The organism is Acidobacteriota bacterium, assembly GCA_019347945.1.
GTDB lineage: Bacteria > Acidobacteriota > Thermoanaerobaculia > Gp7-AA8 > JAHWKK01 > JAHWKK01.
On sequence record JAHWKK010000015.1, the window covers coordinates 61,741 to 80,569 of the forward strand.

Consider the following 18,829-nt stretch of genomic DNA (forward strand, 5'->3'; position numbering starts at 1 on the left):
TTACGGATTCTCTGCGGTTGGAGCCGGCTCCATCGATCGAGTCGGGGGCCCGGCCAGATGAAACGGTGACGGCCCTCCGTTCAGAAGTCGTCTCTCACGAAGCCAGCCGATCAGAACCTGAACCGCCATCGCGAGAAGGAAGAGATCCCGGATGATGGTCCAGACCATGTCGGAAAGCTTCTCCTCGTCGCTCAGTCCCGATGCCGCCGGGTCGAAGCATCCGCAGTCGATCGCGTTACCGATCAGCAGGTTGTATCCGATGGCCAGGATGAAGATGACGAGCAGACCGATGACGAACGTGATGGCCGTGCCCCGCCACATACCGAGGATCAGCGCGATCCCGATGATGAGCTCGACCCACGGGAGCACGAGTGCCGCGATGTTCACGAGACCGAGCGGAAGGATTTTGTAGTTGTAGATCATGTGGGCGAAGGTCGGAGGGTCGATGATCTTCGGAAGAGCAGCCATCACGAAGACTGCGCCCAGCGCGATCTGGAGTCTGATCGTCAGCCAGGGGTGTGAGACGATGTCATCGAAGGATCGGTATTGGGTTTTCACGGATTCGGCCCCGACCGAACGGGGCCACCGTTGCCGACCCAGTCCGGATACCCCCCCTCGTAGACGAGAAGATTGTTGTAGAAAAGGCCCCAGAGCTTCTGGGCGAGCATCTGGGAGTCCTGACAGTCGCCACCCGAACAGTAAATGACGATCGGCAGGTCCGGGTCGTGTCCTTCCTCGGCAAATGCCTGGACCTTGTCGTTGACATCGGCTTCCCACACGGCGAAGTTCCTCGCCCCGGCGATGTGACCGGCTTCGTATTCGGAAGTCCGCCGTGCGTCGAGAAAAACCCGTCCCTGTCCATGCAGCCACCGCGCGTCCTCTGGCGAAATGTTGACGAAAGGTTGCTGCTCGGTGGGGGGGAACCTTTCGAGCATCTCTTCTTTCGAGACAGTCGGAGCGGTGCTCATCGGCGCGGATGTGTCGGTGGGGAGCGGTTCAGCGCTCCCCACGGTGGAGGGCGCCGGTGTTTCCTCCTGGATCGAGGAGGGAAGGGTCGGATCACTGGTTGCGACCCGCCGGCCGGAAAGACCGTCGTCGACGATCAGTGCGACCTTTCGATCGCGATCCGCAAACGCGTTGGCCAGAAACGCGACGATGATTGCGGCTCCGATGATCGTAATTGCTTCGAGTCCGAATTTTCGCATCTTCATTCCTCATGGCGGCAGTTCAGACGAATTGCCGACTCTCGATTTTTTCCTTCAATCCGATCCGGTTTCACAGCGGCGTCGCTGCTCGCAATGCCCATGGCACTTCGATACAGAGAATGAAAGTGGCGAACTCCATTCTCCCGTTTCGGCGAGTACCGACCCCGATCATAGGTACTCGACTGGAGACCGCGCTGAACGTCTTCGCAGATCTGGATGTCCTCCAGCTGTACCTCATCACTGAATTCGACGGTCTCGGCGACGATACGTTCTGCATCCTGGTCGCGAAAATACCATTCGAAGATCGTCAGGGTGCGCTCCGGTCCGAGTGGCACGATCAGGTTTGTCGAGAAGTTGTCCGAATAGACGTTGATCATGAGGTTCGGGAAGATCCAGAGGAACCGCGCCTCGCTGGAGGTGGCGCCGGTTCGGAGGCGTTTCGGGTTCCTGATCGGCGCGTGCTGGAGCGAAAACCAGGGACGTGTCTCGACCTCGTATCGCTCGTAATCGAGCTCTTCGTTGAGGGCCGGGTGAACGATCGGGATATGGTAACCCTCGAGATAGTTGTCGACGTAAACCTTCCAGTTGCATTCGATCGTCCAGTCCTTCCGAACCGTCCAGGAGTAATCGCTCAGATCGAATGGGGCGAGAACCTCGTCGATACCGGAGAGAACCTCCGCGAGCGGAGGTACCGATCCTGCTGCACGGGCAAAGAGCAGGTCGTGCCAGGCTTCGAGCTCGAAGCGGGGGAGGGAAAAGTCCGCCTTGTCGAAATCCCGGGCACCATCCATTTCAGGGGTTGCCAGCAGCCGGCCGTCCAGGCCGTACATCCAGCCGTGATAACGGCACTGAAACGAGCGGGCGATGCCGGCGCCGCGACAGACCGGCCCCGCGCGATGCCGGCAGACGTTCGACATTGCACGGAGCTCATCCTTGCGATCCCGGACGACGAGAACCGGTTCCTTTCCCGCCATCGCCGTGAAATACGACCCGGGCTCCGGGAGCTGGTCGGCGCGGCCGATCAGTTGCCAGGTGCCGGCGAAGATCCGTTCCTGCTCGACGGCGAGCGTCTCGGCGCTGGTGTAGAGCGATGAGGCGATCGTCGACTCATGATCGAGCGCTTTCAGACGCTGATGCGATTGCGCGGAGCTCACATGTTGAGGATACACCACCACCGGATCGCGCCCACCTGCGGTGTTTCCATGTTATGTTCAGGCCAAAGGCCTGCTGTGAATCTGCCTGCGAAAATCCGGACCGGGAGGCTTCTCGATGAGTGAGTTCAGGCTGAATCGGATTCTCGTCGGGAGCGAGCTGTCGGCCGAGTCGATGGCTCCGGTTGCGTTCGCTTCCGACCTTGCCGAAGCGGTCGATGCGGAAGTGGTTCTCTTCCATGCGGTCCAGCCGATCCGGTTCGGCTACGGGATGGGCGAGCGGGACGGGATTGAAGGAGAAACCGGGGCGCAGATGGAGGAAGCCGAGGCGAGGCTCGATCGCATCGCTTCGGAGCTCTTTCCTCAGCAGACGACCGTGAAACTCCGGCTTGCGACCGGATCGCCCATTCAGCTGATTGCAGAAGTGGCGGAAGAAGAGTCGGCTGATCTGATCGTGATCGGGACCCACGGCTACCATCCGGGCATCCGGTACCTCCTCGGATCAGTCGCCCAGGGCGTGCTTCACTCCACCGATCTCCCGGTGATCACAGTCCCCCTCGACCGGGATCTTCAGAAGGACGAGATCCTCACGATCCTCTGCCCGGTGAACTTCACTCCGATCGGGCAGATGGGGATGATCCTCGCCGCCGAGATGGGAAGGCTTCTCGGTGCGGAAGTGATCGCACTGCACCTCATCGAGTCGGAATCGACGGGCGACGTTGCCGAACATGTGCAGAAGTTGCGGGAGTGGCTTCCGCCGCATATTTTCGATGCGTGCCGCGTGAGGATCATCGCTCGTTCCGGGAAGGCCGCGGAGGAAGTCGTGAAATATGCGCGAACCCAACGCGTCGATCTGATCGTACTCGGGGCACAGCGACGGAGATTCGCGGATACGTTCGAAGTGGGCACGACGACCGAGCGGGTGACCCGCCATGCGCCCTGTCCCGTCCTGACCGTAATGTCGCCCTCGCCGGACGAGTGAGTGCCGCAGGCGCCGGAGAGGCAAAAAGATCCTGATTGGGACTTCATCCGACGTTCAGGGAATGCTAGGATCTCCAACTATGGTCATTCTCGAAGGCGACCTCGGAACCCTTCGGCTTGTCGGTCCGCTTCGGTGTCTCATCGAGGAAGGTCTGTCCGCCGTCATCGAGGTCGAGAACGTCGACTCGACGATTGCGTTGTCGGGCGGGGAGATCGTCAGAGCTTCCGAGGTTGACGAGTCCGATGCCCGGAGGTCACTGGTCGAGCTGCTCGCGACGAGGGAGGGCCGCTTTTCGGCCAGAATCGCCGAGCCGGAGGATGTCGAGGGTGAGCGGCTCGAAGTCGACCTCGAGGTCCTGGCGCGTGAGGCGATGGAGATGGAGAGAGATCGAGCCGGGACTCCGCTGTCGGCCGTTCCTTCCGTCACCGTCGATCCGGATGATGACGATCTTCAGGTCTCCGGCGCCGAGCTGCGACTCCTCATGAAGATCGACGGACAACGTACCGTCGAGGATGTGACCAAAGGGGGAGACGAGGCGGCCATGGAGATTCTTCGCGGCCTTCTGGAACGGGGGCTGGTCGTCATCGAAGGGGGTGCAGACTCCGCGACGTCCGCGCCGGTCAGGTTCGACGGGGTCGCCTGTCTGACGCTCGAGGATGCCGACCGCACCACGCATCTTCTCGATGGCGACGAATACGTCCTCGGCCGTAAAGCGGAAAACGGCGTTGCGATCGAGCATCCGAGCGTATCGGGGACTCATGCGAAGGTTCGGAGATTGCCGGAGGGGTATCTGCTGGAAGATCTCAAGAGCCGTAACGGAACGTTCGTCAACGGCGTGAAGGTCGACAAACGTCTGCTGAAGGACGGCGACCGGGTTCGCCTCGGAACGGTTTATCTCGTGTATTCGGTGACGAACACGAATGCTTCCGGCGCGGTCGAGCACGCTGCGGAACAGAAAGGTAACTCATGAATGAGGATGTATACGACGTTCTGATCGTCGGCTCCGGCCCGGCCGGACTGACAGCCGCGACACAGGCTCACCTCAATGGATTGTCGTACGCGGTTCTGGAGCGCGAGCAACACTTTTCCGACACGCTGTTTCGATATCAGGCCAGGAAGTACGTCATGGCCGAGCCATCAATGATTCCACTTCGAGGCGAGCTTCCTTTCGAAGCGGGATCGCGCGAACAGATCCTCGAGGGCTGGTACGAGATGATCGACGATCTGGGGCTTCGCATCCACCTGGGAGGGGAGGTCCGTGGCGTCCGCAAGGAGGGGGAGACGTTCGTCGTGTCGACTCCACTGGGTGAGTGGAGAGGGCGTGCGGTCATTCTCGCCATGGGAACCCAGGGCTCATTGCGGACGCTCGGAGTCGAGGGAGAGTCTCTGCCGCAGGTGCTCTATCACCTGGTTGATCCGGCGGATCACAATGATCAGGACATCGTCGTCATCGGAGCGGGTGACTCGGCGGTGGAGATCGCGATTGCGCTGGCGGACGAGAATCGCGTGAGCCTGGTCGTTCGCGGACCTGAGATCGTTCGGGCAAAAGACAGTCTGATACGCGAGGTCATCACGCGGGCAACGAACGGCTCGATCTCGGTGTATTACAGCGCAAACGTGGCTGAAGTTCGTGATGGTGAGGTGGATCTGTCGGTTCGCGGTGACAACATCACGATCCCGGCGGATCTTCTCTTCGTCAAGATCGGCGCGGATGCACCGAGAAAGTTTTTCGAGTCGATCGGCATCGAGTACAACGGGAAGGGACCCAACGCCAGGCCAATCCTCTCCGACGTTTACGAAACGTCGGTGCCGGGCCTCTACCTGATCGGAGCCGCCAGCGGGCGGGACCTCATCAAGCTCGGGATGAACCAGGCGTGGGAGGTCATCGAGCATCTGGCCGGCCGCGAGGTGGAGCCGGCGGATGAAGCGGTTCTCAGGGAGCGGATCCCATTCCTCGACGGTACGGTGAGACAGCGGCTCCGTGAGTTGCAGAGGCGCATCCCGGTTCTCGGAGCAGCCAGCGAGGAACAGCTTCGCGAGACGATCCTGACGGCCGATGTCAGGGAGTACTCGCCGGGATCCGAGATCATCCGGCAGGACGACTACACCAACGATTTTCTGATCATCGAATCGGGTCGCGTCGAGATCGTGCATCGAACCGACGATGGAGTGCTCAATTCGGTTGCTGCGCTGACGGCTGGAAACTTTTTCGGAGAGATGAGCCTGCTGTCGAATCGGCGGCGAAGCGCCTCGGCGATCGCTCTGGACAGAACCCGCATCATCTCGATTCCGAGGAAGGCGATTCTGAAGCTGATTCGAACCTCGCCCGAGGTGGGAGCGCTGATCGATCAGGCATTTCTGATACGCGCTCTCGGAGGTTACCTCTTTCCGGGAACCCCGGGAGCGGTTCTGGGTCAGCTCGCGACGGAATCGTCGCTGGAATCGCGGCCGAAGGACTACGTCGTATTCAGCGAGGGAGACGAGGCGGACGCCTTCTATCTGATCCGCAACGGGATGGTGAAGATCTCCCGCATGGCGGGAGGGAGAGAGATCATCCTCGCCTATCTCGTGGCGGGCAATTTCTTCGGCGAGGGCGCATTGCTGACCGATGCGCCCCGGAGCGCCACCGTGACGACGATCTTTCCGACCGAGCTGATTCGTCTGTCGCGAGCGGCATTCGACCGCTTCATCTCGACCAACCCCGAGCTTCGCGACCTCCCGCTGAGCAAGCTCGAGGAGCGAAGGATTGCGGGACTGATCTCGGAAGCAAGCCCCGATACCGGCTTCATCATCGAGGATCTCATCCGGGAAGAGATCGTGATGGGAACCGACTCGCTCATGATCGACGAGTATCGATGCGTCCGATGCAACAACTGCATCGAGGCATGCGAGGCGGTCCACGACGACGGACAGGCACGGCTCTCGTTGACCGGAATCAAGTTCTACAATCTCCTGGCGCCAAACTCCTGCTGGCAGTGCGAGAACCCGATGTGCATGATCGACTGTCCTCCCGACGCGATCGCGAGAGATCCTCGGGGCGAGGTTTACATCAAGAGCAACTGCATCGGGTGTGGGAACTGTGAATCCAACTGTCCGTACGGCAACATTTTCATGGTTCATCCGGAGTCGCCGAGAGACTCGGTCTGGGGTTGGGTCAAGTCGCTATTCAGTGGTGAGGATGTCGAAGACGTCGACCGGACGGTCGCGGTCAAGTGCGACCTCTGCAGGGATATCGCGGGAGGACCGGCCTGTGTCAGGAGCTGTCCCACCGGAGCGGCCATCCGCCTCACGCCGAACGAGTACAAGTCGACGCTCGAAGAAATCGTAGTGAGGAAGAGGGCGAATTGAGACGGCAGCGGCGGAGCCGCGCTCCCTGGAGATGGGCGGCGGCCATCGGCACGGTGATCCTCGTGATCTTCTGGATCCGTCACACCCAGCAGGTCGATTATCGCCATGGCGGTACCACGTTCGGACTCGTGACCGGAACGATCGGTCTGTTTCTGATGCTGCTCCTCGCTTTTTTCGGCGTTCGACGGCGGTGGTACAGCTCGAGGCTCGGCACGCTGGAAGGCTGGCTCCAGGCCCACATCTGGCTTGGAGTTCTCAGCATTCTCGTCGTGGCGTTTCACACCGGATTCCGTTTTCAGGACCGCGTTGCGGTGGCGTTGCTCTGGGTCTTCGGTGCCGTCGCCGTGTCGGGAATCATCGGCGCGGTGCTTTACAGCACGGTTCCACGAGCGCTGACCGAGGTCGAAGGGAATCTTCCGGGCGACGCGATCTCGGACCAGATCAATCAGCTCGCGAAGTCGATGTCGCGCGTCGCATCGAACAAATCCGAAAAGTTTCAGGCGATCTACCGGGCGATGGAGCGGGAAGTGCGGCCCGCTCCGTTGGCGGGATGGATTCTTATGTTCCGCGGCAGAGCGGGCCGGACGGGTCCTCCCCCCTGGTCGCATCTGGTCGAATCCGTCCCGAAGAGTGAGCAGGGAGAGCTTCGTCAGATGATCCTGTTGAGCCGGCAGCAGAAAGAGCTCCATTCGACGTTGCGCGATCAGAAGCGCTACCGCAATCTTCTGGAAGTGTGGCGGCTGATCCATCTCCCTCTCTCGATTGCTCTCCTGTTGCTTCTCGTCGCTCACGTCTGGGGCGCCCTTCGATACGCTTCGGTGCCATGGTAGGGATCGCGCGATGACATTCATCCTTCAGTGGCTCGACGGAACCGCGGTCTCGCTGCAGCGCATCGAAGGGAGCGAGCTCCGAATCGGTCGCGGGACCGACGCTCAGATCAGATCCGACAATGTCGCCGTCGCGCTCACGCACGCGATCATCGAGGCGGCGGGTGACGAATATGTCGTGGACGATCAGGGGAGCATCACCGGAACCTACGTAAACGAGCGCACCGTCGATCGCCATACGCTCCGGAAAGGCGATCGGATCGAGATTGGCGATCTTCGTCTGACCGTGCAGGAAGCTTCCGGAGGGAAGCCACTCTTCCTTCGGATTGAACGAACCGTGCGAAGCGCCCGTGGCGCCGGCCTGATGCGGGGTTTGGACGAGCAGGATCCGGCGGAGACGCTCTCTCGTGGCTCGGTCATCGTCAGCCGCGCGCTCGACTACGACAGAAAGTACTCGATCCGGCGAAGACTGTTTTCGCGCCGCGGTCTCGGCTGGCTCGCCTTTCTGGTCACTGCTCTGATCGTCGCGCAACTGCTCACGGGCCGGAAGGAAGAGCCGTTCATGCCCGGCGGCCTTTCGGCAGCGCATGCCTCGGCCGTGACCGCCGATGGTCGCCGCGTCATCGAGGCTGACGATTGCCACGCCTGCCACGTTGCGTTCGAGGGCCCCTCCAACGCACTCTGCGAAGGTTGCCATCAGCAGGCGTTTCATCAGATGGGAACCGCCGATGCGGGCGACTGTGCCGCCTGCCATACCGAGCACCGCGCGCTCGAGAGCCTCACCGCAGTGTCCGATCGGTTTTGTGTGGATTGCCACGACGACCTCAGCGAGCATGGTGAGGACTTCACCGTAGCCCGGTCGGTCAGTGCTTTCGGAGCGAACCATCCCGAGTTCCAGTTTCTCGTCGACAGGGAAAATGACGTCCGGATCCCCGCGGGTGACCCTGCATTGATGACCGCCGATCCGAACCCGCTGAAATTCGATCACGAATGTCATCTCAGCGGAGATTGCCGGACGAGGCCGCCGCAGCCCGGCTCGCGGCAGACGCTGGTCGAGGACATCTCGTGCGCTTCCTGCCACGAGCTCGATCTGAATCGTGGATCATTCGACTCGATCTCCTTCGACGCGCACTGCTCACGGTGCCACGTCCTCACCTTCGACAACCGCTTCGAGGCGCTGCCGCACGGCTTGCCGCTCGAAGCCGTGGCCGGAATTGTCGCGAACGCCTACGGCGGAACGGCGCCGCTGCTCCGAGCCGATCCCTCCGATGTGGGGCGGATCGTCTCGCGCTCGACCGGCGAATCACCAGCCGCGGCATCGAGAGCGGTCCGCGTGGCACAGCGGGCGATCCGGGCCCGATGCGAGGAGTGCCACGAGCTCGAGGGCGGCGAGGTGGAGAAGCCCGCCACGGTCGCGACCCTTCTGCCCGAGATGCGCCCGTTCGATCACGCCGTACACCTGTCCGGCTCAATGGACCTGACGTGCGAGACCTGCCATGTCGGAATCTCCAGCTCGTCGAGCTCGGCGACTTACTCTATGCCGGCGACCGCTCAGTGCACGAGCTGTCATGAGGGAGAGGTCGTCGCCCGTCCGACGGGTCTGGCGGCGTGCTCGACTTGCCACTATTATCACGATCTGACCCGTCAACATGGTGCGGGATGGACCGTCAAAGCAGCATCGCTCGGCCTCCCGCCGGCGGCGGTTCCCGTCGCTCAGAGTGGAGAAACGGGCGAGGATACAAGCTCAGAGAGGAGCGGAATGACAATGGATCTCGGGATGATGGAGATCGTGTTACTCGCGATCGGGATCATTTTCGCCTTCATCGCAGGAATCATGCTCGTTGGTTGGTTTGCTCTGCGACGGGAGAAGCGAAAACTCGACAAGCAGGCCGCTTCGGGTAGCCGGCGTTCGGGCTTCGCGAGCACGACCCCGGCGTCGACGCCTTCGAGCGCACAGGCATCCCCGGCCCCCGCCGGACAGCCACCTCCGGCACCGGCTGGTGGACCGGGCGCGACACCGAAGGGAAGCGCGCCGAAGACGATGATGATGACGCGGCGGCCGTCGACGATTCCCGAGGCTCCGGAGGGAGCCACCGTCGCGGTCAAATGGCAGGGGTCCATCGCCTGGACTTCAGGGCCTCTCGAGGGGATGCGCCTTCCCATCGACGACAGCGGTTTCTACATCGGACGCGACAAGGAGATGGCTCAGATGGTGATCGATGATCCGAGAATCTCGCGTCGCCATGTGTGGGTGGGAATCAGGGACGGAAAGCCGACCGTGGTGGATCAGGGGTCGACCAACGGAACCTTCCTGAACGACGTCAACAATCGAATCAGCGAGTCGGTGTTGAAGTCGGGAGACGAGGTCATTCTTTCGGAGGACGTGGCGAGATTTCGATTCGACGCATGATGAAAAGACTTGCCATCGCACTGTTCCTTTTCTCGATCACTCCGGTCTCGGATGCAGCGGAACGTGAGCGAGCCCGGGGCGTTCGCCGACCGCCGGTGAGTCTCGTTCCAGCCGCGACCGCGCCCGACTGCAGTGGAGAGATCACCCAGGCGATCTGTCGCGAGAGCCGGGACGAGGAGTTCGCGCCGATTTCGGCCGACGAGGTCGCTCGTCTTGCAACCGGAGCCGCGGGAGCGATTGCAGACGACCGGATGACTGTTGCCGTGGTCGATCGGGCAGGGAGGGTTCTGGCGATCGTCCGGAAGCCTGGATCGAGCCCTGAAAACGACGACGTCGCCGTCGGACTCGCTCGCACCGCCGCTTTCTTCAGTCACGACATGGCTCCGCTGTCGTCCCGGACCGTCCGCTTCATCAGCGGCGTTCACTTTCCTCCCGGCGTCAAGAGAGCGCCGAATGCCGCGCTTTATGGAATCGAGAATACGAATCGGGGCTGCGACTTCAACGTCGAGTTCAATCCGGGAAAATGCATTCCACGGGCGACATCGGTTTCGGGTGGGCCATGCAATCCGTTCGACCAGAGCGGGTGTGGCACCGGCCCCGTCACAGGAAAACCGCAGCCATTCGACCTTCACGAGGGAGGCGCCCACCCCGAAGGTCTCGACCTCAAAGGGCCGCGCACCCCGAATGGTTTGCCGGTGAATCCGGGAGGAGTGCCGATTTACCGGGTTGCGAACATCCGGATCGAGGGAGATCTGGACGCGGGGAACGCGTCGATTGAAGTCGACGGGCCGGGCCACCTGCTCGGCGGAATCGGTGTCGCCGGCATCGATGGTGATCACGCCGAGTTTGCGGCCTTTGCCGCCGTCGCATTCGCGGGAGGAAACATCTTTCCGGCGCCGAGCTTCCCGCTGCCTCCACCCGGCCGCGTGTTCATCGACGGATTCCGGCTCCCGTTCGTCGAGAACGGATCGCGACCCGCCGGTACCACCGCCGATCCGGCTCCTTCGGTCGCATTCGTGGTGGGCCCGGTCGATGGCGGCTGTGCCGCCAACCGTTATCTCGTCGGCCCGTCGGCCAGCGCCGAGCTGTCGCTCGACGAAGTCGATGCGATCATTCGTCGCTCGTTCGACACCGCACGAAAGACACAGGGCCTGATCCGTCTTCCGCTCGGAAGTTATGCGCGAATGGTCATTGCCGTGTCGGATCTCGAAGGCAACATTCTCGCGCTCTATCGGATGCCGGACGCGACGGTGTTCTCGGTCGACGTCGCCGTCGCGAAGGCGAGAAACGTCGTCTACTTCAGCAGCGAATCGAGCTCCCCCGACGATCTTCCCGGAGTTCCCCCCGGGACGGCGGTGACGAACCGGACGATCGGTTTCGGGGCGCAACCGCTCTACCCGGCAGGAATCGATTTCACCGAGCCGGGACCATTCTTCGACCTTTTCGTGCGGGATCTGATGAACCCCTGTTCCCAGGGTCTCCAGCCCGCGAACCCGAATCAGAACGGCGTCGTCTTTTTTGCGGGAGCTTCGCCGCTCTATCGGGATGGTGTTCTGGTCGGCGGGCTGGGGGTGAGCGGCGACGGTGTCGAACAGGACGATTACGTCTCATTCTTCGGAGCCGGCGATTTTCTCCCGGAAGAGTCGATTCGTGCGGATCAGATCTTCGTGCGTGACGTTCGTCTGCCATTCCTCAAATGGCCGCGGAAACCGCTGGTGGCGACCGAAGTTCCGGTGACTACATTCGAAGAGCCCGAGGACTGATGCGCATCCTGCTCTCTGGATTGATCTGCGTCGGGGCGCTCGTCGGAAGCGCCACGGGACAACCGCGACAGGATCGTACGGTCGTCGTCGATTCGGTTCCCGTCGTGCTCAGGGGAGTGACCTCTCTTCCGGCCGGGTCCCGGGTTCGAGTATCGATCGGGCAAACGACGGTCGAATCGAGATCGGATTCTCTCGGCAGATGGGAGTTGCTGTGGGTCGAGCCGCTTCCCCCGGGGACGACCGCGGCCCGAGTCGAGGTGATCGCGGGAGACAGAGTGGATCGGTCCGAAATCCTGATCCGCGTCGAGGGAGAAGGGCGGCTTCCGAGACGTCCGATTCTTTATCCCCGTGAGGAGCCGGTGAGGGGGGAGAGAGCGATTCCGGAGCTCGAGGTCGAGCCTTTTACCGATCGGTGGAGGATCACGCCGCCCGACGATTACGAGCTGATCGTGAATCCGAGGGGTCGCTGGGATCCATACAACAAGCACCTGCTGAAGGGAGATTTTCCGATCATCGGAGACGAGATTTTTCTCTCACTGACGGGGATCAGCGACAGTCTTTTCGAAGGGCGGACCGTGCCGACACCTTCCGGTGTCAGCGCCGAGAATCCAGGCTCGGTCGAGTTCTTCGGTGAAGGCGATCAGGCATTCCTCAACCAGAATGTCGTCTTCACGGCGGACCTCTTTCGTGGGCAGACTGTCTTTCGTCCGGCGGAGTGGCGGGCTCGAGTCACTCTGATCGCAAACTTCAACGCCCTCGATGTCCGTGAGACCGGCGTGGTCAATCCCGACGTTCGACGGGGAAGCGACCGGGAGGACGGACAGCTCGGTGTTCAGGAGCTCTTCTACGAGAGAAAGCTCGCCGACCTTTCCGACCGGTACGACTTCGTTTCGCTGCGAGTCGGTATTCAGCAGTTCAACAGCGATTTCAGAGGATTCATCTTCAACGACTTCAATCTGGGCGCCCGGCTGTTCGGAAACTGGGACAACAATCGCTATCAGTACAACCTCGCGGTTTTCGATCGGCTGGAAAAGGACACGAACAGCAGCCTGAACGTCATCACCGAGCGGAGACATCAACAGGTCGCCGTGGCGAATATCTATCGCCAGGATCTCTTCACGTTCGGCTACACGGGTTCGGCGAGCATTCACTATCTGCGTGACGAGCCGACGATCTTCTACGACACGAACGACATTCTGGTGCGGCCCGACCCGATCGGTGACTTCACGCCGCACGAGATCGAGGCCGTGTATCTGGGCCTTGCGGGGGCGGGAAAGTTCGGACGGCTCAACGTCGATAACGCGCTTTACTACGTCTTCGGAGAGGACAGCCACAACCCGATTGCAGGACAGGGCGAGCTGGAGGGCCCGCTTGGAACGGACGGGGCCGAACCCCAAAGTGCCGAGGTCGACATCTCGGCGCTGATGGCGGCGCTCGAGCTTTCGTTCGACCGCGATTGGTACCGTCCGAAGATTGCGATTTTCTATGCATCGGGAGACGACTCGATCCCTGACCGTGACGCAACCGGATTCGATGCGATTTTCGACAATCCCAATTTTGCCGGTGGAGGGTTCAGCTTCTGGAACCGGCTCGGCATCCGTCTCGCCGGGACCGGGGTGGGGCTGGTGCATCGCGGAAGCCTTCTTCCGGATCTCAGCAGCAGCAAGGACGAGGGACAGCCGAATTTCGTCAACCCCGGCATCCGGCTCGTGAGCGCCGGCCTCGACGTCGAGGTCACGCAGAAGGCGAAAATGATCTCGACGATCAACGCGCTCTGGTTCGATCAAACCGAGGTTCTCGAAGGGGTGCTTTTCACCTCTGACATCGATCGGGAGATCGGGCTCGACATCAGTTCCGGCGTCCGGTACCGACCATTTCTCAACAATCAGATGATCGTTTTCGTGGGAGGAGCAGTCTTCGTACCGGGCAAAGGGTTCGAAAGGATTTACGAGGACGGCGATCCCTTGTGGCAACTCTTCACGAATGTGACACTGGCTTTCTGATGAGGGAAGATCGGCCCATGAAGCAGCCCGATTCCCGGATCCGACTTCGCGTCTGGCCGGTGCTCTCCGGAGCGGCGCTGGCGCTCGTGATTGCTGGGGGAGTGATTCGTTCAGGGCCGACCGAAGCAACGCAGACCTTCGACGACACGCTGATCCGGCAATCCCAAAGCGCGGCCGATGCGAAGAGCGACGGCTGCGTCGATTGCCACGAGGGAATCGAGCCGATGCACGAATCCGAGGCGGTCGTGCTCGGATGCACCGACTGTCACGGCGGGGACGCATCCGTTCGTGCGTCCGGTCTGCAACCGGAGTCCGATTCGTGGCTCGAAGCGAAGCAGCAGGCGCACGTTCAACCGCTCCATCCGGAGTACTGGTCGGAGGATGGGAGGCGTACTGCTCGAAATCCCGAGAGGACCTACACGCAACTCAACGAGGAGTCTCCCGAGTTCATCCGGTTCATCAACCCGGGCGATCTCCGCGTCGCCGAGCAGGCCTGCGGATCATGCCACCCGAGTGAGACGGCGCGGGTGCCACGGAGCACCATGGCGACGAGTGCCGTCTTCTGGGCAGCGGCGGCCTACGCCAACGGAGTCATCGGCCAGAAATACGCGCTGCTGGGCGAGCACTACCTTCCCGACGGCCGGGCGGCCTTGCTCCGAACGGGCGAAGAGAACATCCCTTACGGCACCGTTCCTCTGCTCCTTCCGCTGCCGCGATGGGAGACCACGCAACCGGGCGAGTACTTCCGCGCTTTCGAGCGTGGAGGACTCTTGAACTCGAACCTCCCGCCCGAGATCGGGAATCCGAACCCCTTCGAAGAGGCCGGACGCCCGGACATCCGCTCCAGCAACCGCGGGCGGGGTACAGGCCTGCGCATCAGTCCGGCTCTGATCAATCTCCACAAGACGCGGCTCAACGATCCGCATCTTTCTTTTCTCGGTACGAACGATCATCCGGGCGACTATCGCTCGAGCGGCTGCTCCGGTTGTCATGTCGTTTACGCGAACGATCGTGACCCTTACAACTCCGGCCCGTACGCATCCGCGGGTCACACAGGTCTCAGCCAGACGGACGATCCGATGATTCCGAAGGACGAGAAGGGACATCCGATTCGCCATCGGCTCACCCGGGCGATTCCCACCTCGCAGTGCATGTCGTGTCACATGCATCAGCCGAACTCTTTCGTCAACACATACCTCGGGTACACGATGTGGGATTACGAGGCGGACGCCGAGCACTTCTTCCCGGAGGAGCAGCGGTATCCGACGATTGAGGAGAGGCGGACCAGCCTCGACCACAACCCGGAAGGTGCGGCGGTGCTCGGGCTCTGGACGGATGTCGAATTTCTCGAGAAATCGTCGGAGCTCAATCCGAAGCTCGATCACACTCAGATGGCCGATTACCACGGTCACGGATGGCTGTTTCAGGCCGTCTACAAACGCGACCGCAAGGGAAGGCTGCTCGATGCGGAGGGGAACGTCGTTCCGTTCGACGATCCGGAGAAGTTCCGCAAGGCCGTCCATCTCCAGGACATCCATCTCGAGAAGGGGATGCACTGTGTCGACTGTCACTTCGACGTCGATTCGCACGGGACGGGGAGTCTGCACGGCGAGTTTGCCGCGACCGTAGAGATCGATTGCCGCGACTGCCATGGAACCGTCGAGAGCTACACGAATCTTCTGACCTCGGGGCCGGCCGCTCCGCCCGGCGGCACGGATCTCTCGCTTGCCACGACGGGCGATGGAAAGCGGCGCTTCGCCTGGAGAGAGGGACGGCTGATCCAGAGATCGATGGTCACGTCCGGGCTCGAATGGGAAGTTCCGCAGGTGCAGGATACGATCGATCCCTCGCATTCCCGTTACAACGAGAAGTCCGCCTACGCAAAGACGATCCTCAAGGACGGGGCGACGTGGGGAGACGTGCCGGCCGATCATCCCGAGCTGGCTCACCGCGACGAGGAGATGACGTGTTACTCCTGTCATTCGGCCTGGGTGACGAACTGCTTCGGTTGCCATCTGCCTCAGGAAGCGAACGAAAAGTCGAAGATGCTTCGCTACGAAGGCGAGACGACTCGCAACTACGCTTCGTACAATCCGCAGGTTGTCCGGTGGGATGCCTACATGCTCGGCATCGAAGGGAACGCGCGCGAACATCGCGTCTCTCCGGTTCGCTCGTCGTCGGCGCTGATCCTGAGCTCGACGAACCTCAATCGTGAGCGAATCTACACACAGCAGGCCACGATCTCCGCGCCGGGCTTCAGTGGCCAGGCAATGAACACGCATGTTCCTCACACCGTGCGGTCGACCGAGACCAAACAGTGCACCGATTGTCATGTGTCACAGAACAACGACAACAACGCCTGGATGTCCCAGCTCCTTCTGCAAGGGACGAACTTCGTCAATTTCATGGGCCGCTATGTCTGGGTGGGAGAGGGAGACCACGGAGTCGAAGCCGTTGCGGTGACCGAGTGGGACGAGCCTCAGGCCGTCATCGGCAGCACATTGCATCGGATCGTCTATCCCGACTTTCACGAGCAACATGTGGCGAGGGATCGAGAGCTCCAGCTCGCGCTCCACCATCACGGTCACGAGCTGCACGATCTCCATCTGCGCGGCGAGTATCTCTACACCGCGCAGGGGGGAGAGGGGATGATCGTCTACGATGTCGCCAACATCGACAACAAGGGCTTCTCGGAACGAATCATCTCCGCTCCGGTATCGCCAATCGGCCAGCGAACCCAGGTGGTGACCCGGCATGCAACAGCGATCGCCTTGCCTACCAACATGCCTCTGGCACCGGGGAGGAAGCAGCTCCCGATCAACCAGGAGCAGCCGATTCACCCGATTTATCAGTACGCCGTGATCGCGGATCGCGAAGAGGGACTCATATTCGTCAATGTGAACACGCTCTCCGACGGCGATCCGGAGAACAACTTCCTCGAGCGTGCCCTGACGTTCAATCCGGACGACCGGCTTCATGGAGCGGAAGCGGTCACGATCGCCGGAAACCACATTCTCGTTCTCGCTGACGCTGGCCTCGTCGTCATCGACGCCGCCGATCCGCTCGCTCCCCGGATCGTGTCGACCTTGCCCGACATTCACGAGGGGAGCTTCGTCCAGGTTCAGTTCCGTTACGCATTCATCACCGATGAAGAAGGGCTGGCGGTAGTCGATGTGACCTCGTGGACCGCGCCTCGCCTGGTCGCCCGGGTCCCGATCGCCGATGCGCATCGCGTCTACGTCGCGAGAACGTACGCCTACGTGGCCGCGGGCAGCGAAGGTATGGTGATCGTCGATGTGGAACGGCCGGATCGACCGTTCATCGATCAGAAGTGGACCGGCGGTGTCCTGAAGGACACGCATGACATCAAGGTCGCCTCGACGAACGCGAGCCTATATGCGTATGTCGCCGATGGGGAGAACGGCCTGTTCGTCCTGCAGCTGATCTCGCCCGACACGGTGCCGGAGTACGCTGGATTTTCACCGCGGCCTTCGCCGCGCGTCATCGCCCGTCGTCACACGCACGGACCCGCGCTGGCTTTGTCGAAACCGCTCGACCGCGACCGGGGTGCGGACGAGAGCGGCAATCAGGTGATCGTTTTCAACCGGATCGGGGCGCGGCCGATGAATCTCGACGAGATGCGACGGCTCTTCATGCGTGACGGCCGGCTCTATACCGTTTCCGATAGCCCCCCGGCCCGCAGCAGTGAAGGAGGTGGAGAGTGAAAGTCGCGTTCACGATTCTGGGGCTTGCCGCGGCCTTTTTCGCGCTCGGCAATGCCCAGCAGCCCGCTCCCGTCGCGAACCGCCCGGCACTTCCGCAACCGGACGAGCCCGGTTTCTATCTCGGGCCCACTTCCTGCGCTGGCAGCACCTGCCACGGAAGTCCCTACCCGGTCGAGAACAGCAATATTCTGATGAACGAGTACGACACGTGGGTCCATGCGGACGGCGTCACGCACGTCAACGCGTGGAACGTTCTGCTCAACGCGAAGTCCCGCCGCATCGCGCGCAACATGAATCTTCCGGTCTCCGCGGATCGCTCCCCCCTCTGCCTCCGATGCCACACGCTCTACGCGCCCGAAAAGTCGACCGCGGGGGTCGAGCTCTCCGACGGTGTCTCGTGCGAGTCGTGCCACGGGCCGGCCAGCGGATGGAGGGCGGATCACTTTCGTGAAGGATGGACGCATGAGGATTCGCTCGCGGCCGGGATGCTCGATACGCGGGATCCATCCGCCCGCTCCACCACGTGTCTGGGCTGTCACATGGGTAGCGGCTCGAACGTCGTCGATCACACGCTGATCGCGGCCGGCCATCCGCTTCTGACCTTCGAGGTCGACAACTTCACCAACAGCGGGCGTCTCCCCACGCATTGGCGCAGGGGGGTGCACCCCGAGCGGCACGGTGCCGATGCCTGGGCAGAAGGCCAGCTGGTCGCGTTTCGCCGAAGTCTCCAGAACCTCGATTACGCCGCGCGGGGAATCCTCTGGCCGGAGTTTTCCCATCTCGCGTGCGACTCGTGTCATCACCAGTTGCGGGACGGTGACTGGAGACAGCAGAGGGGTTATTCGCGGCGGCCCGGGCTGCCTCAGTGGAATCCGGAGCACTGGTTGCCGCTCCAGGCAGTGATGGCGGAGGTGTCTCCGGAGCGGACACGAGCGATTACGGCTGATGTCGAGAGGCTCTCGGCCCGGGTCGTCCGGATGAGCGATTCCGAGGCGATCTCGAGCGAGGCCCGGGCGATCGATTACGCGCTTGCGCCGGAGTCGAACCCCATCCGGAATCTCGAATGGACCGATCCGAGGCTGCGGCGAGTGATGCTTCGGCTCGTCTCGGAGGAGGCTCTGGTCGCCACGGCGGACCGGAGGCTGGCGGAGCAGGTGGTCTATGGTCTGACGTCGCTTCAGGCGGAGCGGGTCGAGGCGCGACCTTCCGAGGCGAGCTCGCAGCTGACGCGGAGGATCGACCAGCTTTACGCGCTGGTCGACTCGTCGAAGTATCCCGACGAGATCGACCGCGGCCGCTACCTCGAGCTGACGCGCGAGATCCGGGCTCTGCTGCAGGGCTGAGCCCGGCTGCCGCGACTGAGGTTGGGCTCAGCGGGCCACGCTCATGTGCGGCCCGCTGAGCTCACCAAACTG

General features: G+C 62.0%; 12 protein-coding genes. 9 read left to right on the forward strand and 3 right to left on the reverse strand.

Annotation, left to right across the window (positions count from 1 at the left end; genetic code table 11):
- Genes KY459_10940 through KY459_10950 form a run of 3 tightly spaced genes read right to left on the reverse strand, consistent with a single transcriptional unit; the run spans position 1 to position 2,359 of the window.
- Positions 1 to 558, reverse strand: coding sequence for a DoxX family protein (locus tag KY459_10940; protein MBW3565231.1), 558 nt, complete (start codon positions 556 to 558; stop codon positions 1 to 3).
- Positions 555 to 1,205 carry a rhodanese-like domain-containing protein gene (locus KY459_10945; protein MBW3565232.1) on the reverse strand — a complete coding sequence of 217 codons (651 nt, stop codon included), beginning with the start codon at positions 1,203 to 1,205 and terminating at the stop codon, positions 555 to 557. Before KY459_10945 ends, KY459_10940 begins: the two co-directional genes overlap by 4 nt.
- A 2-nt stretch (positions 1,206 to 1,207) precedes the next feature.
- On the reverse strand, positions 1,208 to 2,359 hold the full coding sequence (locus KY459_10950) for an aromatic ring-hydroxylating dioxygenase subunit alpha (GenBank protein ID MBW3565233.1): 1,152 nt from the start codon (positions 2,357 to 2,359) through the stop codon (positions 1,208 to 1,210).
- A 115-nt stretch (positions 2,360 to 2,474) separates the two neighbouring features.
- Between KY459_10950 and KY459_10955 the strand changes: the two genes are divergently transcribed.
- The 9 genes from KY459_10955 (at position 2,475) to KY459_10995 (ending at position 18,757) form a co-directional block, all read left to right on the forward strand.
- The gene (locus KY459_10955) at positions 2,475 to 3,338 is read left to right on the forward strand and encodes a universal stress protein (GenBank protein ID MBW3565234.1); all 864 of its coding nucleotides are present in this window, start codon (positions 2,475 to 2,477) and stop codon (positions 3,336 to 3,338) included.
- Between the two features lie 79 nt (positions 3,339 to 3,417).
- On the forward strand, positions 3,418 to 4,308 hold the full coding sequence (locus KY459_10960) for an FHA domain-containing protein (protein MBW3565235.1): 891 nt from the start codon (positions 3,418 to 3,420) through the stop codon (positions 4,306 to 4,308).
- Positions 4,305 to 6,686 (forward strand): cyclic nucleotide-binding domain-containing protein, encoded by a 2,382-nt coding sequence (locus KY459_10965; GenBank protein MBW3565236.1) that lies wholly within the window; start codon positions 4,305 to 4,307, stop codon positions 6,684 to 6,686. The genes KY459_10960 and KY459_10965 overlap by 4 nt, the downstream gene beginning before the upstream one ends.
- Entirely contained in the window at positions 6,683 to 7,516 is an 834-nt protein-coding gene (locus tag KY459_10970; GenBank protein MBW3565237.1) for a hypothetical protein, read from the forward strand. Before KY459_10965 ends, KY459_10970 begins: the two co-directional genes overlap by 4 nt.
- A gap of 10 nt (positions 7,517 to 7,526) precedes the next feature.
- Positions 7,527 to 9,923, forward strand: coding sequence for an FHA domain-containing protein (locus KY459_10975; GenBank protein ID MBW3565238.1), 2,397 nt, complete (start codon positions 7,527 to 7,529; stop codon positions 9,921 to 9,923).
- Positions 9,923 to 11,686 (forward strand): heme-binding protein, encoded by a 1,764-nt coding sequence (locus tag KY459_10980; GenBank protein ID MBW3565239.1) that lies wholly within the window; start codon positions 9,923 to 9,925, stop codon positions 11,684 to 11,686. The genes KY459_10975 and KY459_10980 overlap by 1 nt, the downstream gene beginning before the upstream one ends.
- Complete coding sequence (locus tag KY459_10985) at positions 11,686 to 13,689, forward strand: hypothetical protein (GenBank protein ID MBW3565240.1); 2,004 nt, start codon at positions 11,686 to 11,688, stop codon at positions 13,687 to 13,689. Before KY459_10980 ends, KY459_10985 begins: the two co-directional genes overlap by 1 nt.
- A 17-nt stretch (positions 13,690 to 13,706) precedes the next feature.
- Positions 13,707 to 17,414 carry a hypothetical protein gene (locus KY459_10990; GenBank protein MBW3565241.1) on the forward strand — a complete coding sequence of 1,236 codons (3,708 nt, stop codon included), beginning with the start codon at positions 13,707 to 13,709 and terminating at the stop codon, positions 17,412 to 17,414.
- The gene (locus KY459_10995) at positions 17,411 to 18,757 is read left to right on the forward strand and encodes a cytochrome c family protein (protein ID MBW3565242.1); all 1,347 of its coding nucleotides are present in this window, start codon (positions 17,411 to 17,413) and stop codon (positions 18,755 to 18,757) included. The genes KY459_10990 and KY459_10995 overlap by 4 nt, the downstream gene beginning before the upstream one ends.
- Positions 18,758 to 18,829 lie beyond the last annotated feature (72 nt).

Excerpts from the sequence above, each read along its gene's own strand:
- KY459_10960 (MBW3565235.1), top strand. The coding sequence starts at position 3,418 with ATGGTCATTCTCGAAGGCGACCTCGGAACCCTTCGGCTTGTCGGTCCG.
- KY459_10955 (MBW3565234.1), top strand. The coding sequence starts at position 2,475 with ATGAGTGAGTTCAGGCTGAATCGGATTCTCGTCGGGAGCGAGCTGTCG.
- KY459_10980 (MBW3565239.1), top strand. The coding sequence starts at position 9,923 with ATGAAAAGACTTGCCATCGCACTGTTCCTTTTCTCGATCACTCCGGTC.
- KY459_10945 (MBW3565232.1), bottom strand. The coding sequence starts at position 1,205 with ATGCGAAAATTCGGACTCGAAGCAATTACGATCATCGGAGCCGCAATC.
- KY459_10985 (MBW3565240.1), top strand. The coding sequence starts at position 11,686 with ATGCGCATCCTGCTCTCTGGATTGATCTGCGTCGGGGCGCTCGTCGGA.
- KY459_10990 (MBW3565241.1), top strand. The coding sequence starts at position 13,707 with ATGAAGCAGCCCGATTCCCGGATCCGACTTCGCGTCTGGCCGGTGCTC.
- KY459_10965 (MBW3565236.1), top strand. The coding sequence starts at position 4,305 with ATGAATGAGGATGTATACGACGTTCTGATCGTCGGCTCCGGCCCGGCC.
- KY459_10975 (MBW3565238.1), top strand. The coding sequence starts at position 7,527 with ATGACATTCATCCTTCAGTGGCTCGACGGAACCGCGGTCTCGCTGCAG.